A 3,424-nucleotide genomic window follows, 5' to 3' on the forward strand; every position below is an offset into this window, starting at 1 on the left:
TATTTTCCATAGATAGGGGCGGCTCGACGACGAGCCAAATCCTCTGACTCCAATACCAAGACAGAATCTCCCTCTGCCAACACCAAGCCTTGACGTTGCTTGTCAAAGGGGTAAGCACCAGTTTTTGCTAGAGCCCCCATTTTAGTAAATCCGGCTAGGGTTAGAGGAGTAATTGGTGCTTCTACAGCACCAGCAATGACTCGTTGGCATTGACCAGTTTGAATCAATTCAAATCCTTGAGCGATCGCCCAAATTCCTGTTGCACAAGCTGCCATTGGTGCTAGGACTGGCCCAAAGGAACCGATGTAATGGGCAGCAGCAATAGCTGGTTGATGGGGTAGAGTATCTAACCAATGCTCTAGAGTTAAGGTCTCATTTAAGATATCGAATCGCTTATACTCTGGTTCGGTGTCGAGTTTGCTCTGACTAGTCATCTGTTCCTGGGCTAGTTGCTCCCAAGCCGCCTGACAGCTACGACTGGAACCAATCACCACACCACAATCCTTGAGAGGGATGGTTAATTTAGCATCTTCAAGAGCATCTGCTACAACCTGGTAGGTCAGCTGTTCAATAGAAGCTGGTGTCTTACCAATCATAGCCAACGGTAGAGGTGATAAATTGGCGAAGGGTTGATACCAGCTAATAGCTGACTCACCGTTTAGCAAATGCTGCCAACTGGGTTTGAGGTTGCCTAAAGCAGATACTAATCCAATCCCAGTAACGCATACCTGCACGGATTCGTTGAAAGATCGTTATTCTTTATCTTCAGCTTTCTTCAGGTTTTCGATGCCTTGAATGACCTTGACTGATTCAATGCGATCGCCTTGCTGAATTTTGTTTACCACATCCATACCTTTAGTGACATAGCCAAATACAGCATAGTCCCCATCCAAGAAAGGCAGTTCTGCTAGGGCAAAGTAAAACTGTGAAGAGGCTGAGTCTGGCATTTGGGAACGAGCCATGGCAACAGCACCACGAGTATGAGTCAACTGAGGATCACTATTAATTCCGGCTACCTTAAAGGTTTTTCTGTATATCGGTTCCTCTGCCCCCTTCGGCTTAATTTCTAGTGGGATGTAGCGAGTTTCCTTCGTTTGTGGATCTATGAACCCCCCTGTGCCCAGAAGCTCTACTGGGAATTTTGGATTTTTTCCTTGGGGATCACCACCTTGGACAACAAATGGTTGAGGTTCCCTTACCACTCGGTGAAACACTAGTCCGTCATAAACACCCTTTTGAACCAGATCCACAAAGTTGCCAGCTGTAATCGGGGCATTGGTTCCATCCACTTCAATAGTAATCGGTGAGCCTTTTACCCTCAGCTCAACAGTAGCTTTGTTGTCTAGTCGGGGTAAATTGCTGAATTGGGGATTGCTGGTGGTTTCAGCAGGAGTAGGGTTGTTTTGGGGAGTTGATGATTCCGTTGAGTTTGCCATTGGGTTGCTGCATCCTGCTATTACCAGACCTAACACTACTAAAATCACCGATAGCCAGCGCCGGATATTTATTCTCATTATCTTGTTAACTTTCTAGGTTTCTGTAGCCTATACTACTGAATTATTTAAGAAGCTTTATTTAAGCAGGAAGCAACTTGATGGGGGAGTGTGCCACCTAGGAATTTACAACCCTTCCAAGGGAACTCCTAAGAAACGAGCCAGCTCTGCTCCCTGATTTTCTAATTCCGAAAGGGAGATGGGTTGACCGACACGAGTCAGAGGAACTTCCCGACGATCCTTAGTGCGCACGTAGAGGACTCGGCGTGGATTTAGACCCTCTTTGATGTCTACTCGAATCGACTGGACATCTTCTGTACGGCAACTGAATTCGACTTCACGGTTTTTACCGGGAAAGCCAGACCGCACTACTCTGACCATACCTGTTTCTTGGTTAAATTCATTGTAGCCTCCGCCGATATCCCAATAAATGGTTAGCCATAGGTAGAGAGATAGCAACAGCGCAGCAACGCCATAGAAACCCATTGCTACTCCCTGAGGGATAAAAATTAGGTTGGTTGCATCTCCAATCGGGAGTAGATCCATGTTGAGATAACTCGAAAGCCCTGCCAGGAAAAAGCCTATACCTCCTATAGATACAGCTCCTGCCACTAAATAGTTGCTCAAACGGCGAGAGCCAAGAACCGATTGTCGAAGTACCAGGTTTTCCAGTTGGTTGGTGGATGCTGCCATGAGAAGATGTGGTTGCCTCTATGAAATCTGACTTGACAATAGTGCTGAGGACCGAGAGTAAATCAGTAAGTTATGGATACTCCAGCGAGCTCATCTAGAACTTGTATCACATTTTTGACCAAGACAGGGAAATTATGTAACTTTTGACACCAAATCTCAAAAAAATCTGAGGAGTATGTGTAATTTTGTAAAATTTTTGGTATTTATTATTATTGTATGTAACGTTTGTAACCCAACTCTCCTTATGGGAGAATCAAGTCAAGGGTTTAACTGCGTGATAGTTTAAGAAACATTAAGTGACCACAGCCTAACCTGATAGCCTGTGGGATCCCGTTAAAAGACCATCCTGTAAGAGGAAAGTGACTCTTGCCTCACTGAAATCTAAGGGAAATCCACCTCTAAAAGGGTGGAAGTGTCGCTAAAAAGACGTAAAAGCGTCCCAATTTTGAATCCTTGCAAATCGTTATATGTATGAGGATTTGAATCTATGACAGTAGCAGTAGGACGCGCCCCCAGCACCAGAGGATGGTTTGACATCCTCGATGACTGGCTCAAGCGCGATCGCTTTGTATTCGTCGGCTGGTCCGGCATTCTGTTGTTCCCCTGTGCCTACATGGCGTTAGGGGGCTGGCTAACTGGTACCACCTTTGTAACCTCTTGGTACACCCACGGCTTAGCATCTTCTTACCTAGAAGGTTGTAACTTCCTGACCGTAGCAGTGTCCTCTCCTCCCAACAGTCTGGGACATTCCCTACTGCTGTTGTGGGGACCAGAAGCCCAAGGAGACTTGACTCGCTGGTTCCAACTAGGAGGGTTGTGGAGCTTCGTAGCATTCCACGGAGCATTTGGTCTGATTGGGTTCATGCTGCGGCAATTTGAAATTGCTCGTCTAGTAGGCATTAGACCCTACAACGCGATCGCATTCAGTGCGCCGATTGCAGTATTTGTCAGCGTGTTCCTGATGTACCCGTTGGGACAGTCCAGCTGGTTCTTTGCTCCTAGCTTCGGAGTAGCGGGTATCTTCCGTTTCATCCTGTTCCTGCAAGGCTTCCACAACTGGACACTGAATCCCTTCCACATGATGGGCGTAGCTGGGGTACTCGGTGGTGCTCTGCTGTGTGCCATTCATGGGGCAACGGTGGAAAATACCCTGTTCCAGGATGGTGACAAAGCCAATACCTTCCGGGCGTTCAACCCGACCCAAGCGGAAGAGACCTACTCAATGGTCACCGCTAACA

Annotated in this window: 4 protein-coding genes; 1 reads left to right on the forward strand and 3 read right to left on the reverse strand. The window is 46.9% G+C overall.

The window, feature by feature from the left end:
- The 3 genes from F6K20_RS30095 to F6K20_RS30105 all read right to left on the reverse strand — a co-directional run.
- On the reverse strand, positions 1-734 hold a 734-nt coding region (locus tag F6K20_RS30095), incomplete at its 3' end, for a beta-ketoacyl synthase N-terminal-like domain-containing protein (RefSeq protein WP_287297147.1).
- A gap of 18 nt (positions 735-752) precedes the next feature.
- Positions 753-1,514: a peptidylprolyl isomerase gene (locus tag F6K20_RS30100; RefSeq protein WP_008183313.1), complete on the reverse strand. Its 762-nt coding sequence runs from the start codon at positions 1,512-1,514 to the stop codon at positions 753-755.
- A gap of 105 nt (positions 1,515-1,619) precedes the next feature.
- Positions 1,620-2,186: a photosystem I assembly protein Ycf4 gene (locus F6K20_RS30105; RefSeq protein ID WP_008183311.1), complete on the reverse strand. Its 567-nt coding sequence runs from the start codon at positions 2,184-2,186 to the stop codon at positions 1,620-1,622.
- A gap of 487 nt (positions 2,187-2,673) precedes the next feature.
- On the opposite strand from F6K20_RS30105, the gene F6K20_RS30110 reads away from it, so the two are divergent.
- The coding region (locus F6K20_RS30110) for a photosynthetic reaction center family protein (RefSeq protein WP_287297149.1) at positions 2,674-3,424 on the forward strand (751 nt) is incomplete at its 3' end.

Source organism: Moorena sp. SIO2C4 (assembly GCF_010672485.1).
Lineage (GTDB): Bacteria > Cyanobacteriota > Cyanobacteriia > Cyanobacteriales > Coleofasciculaceae > Moorena > Moorena producens.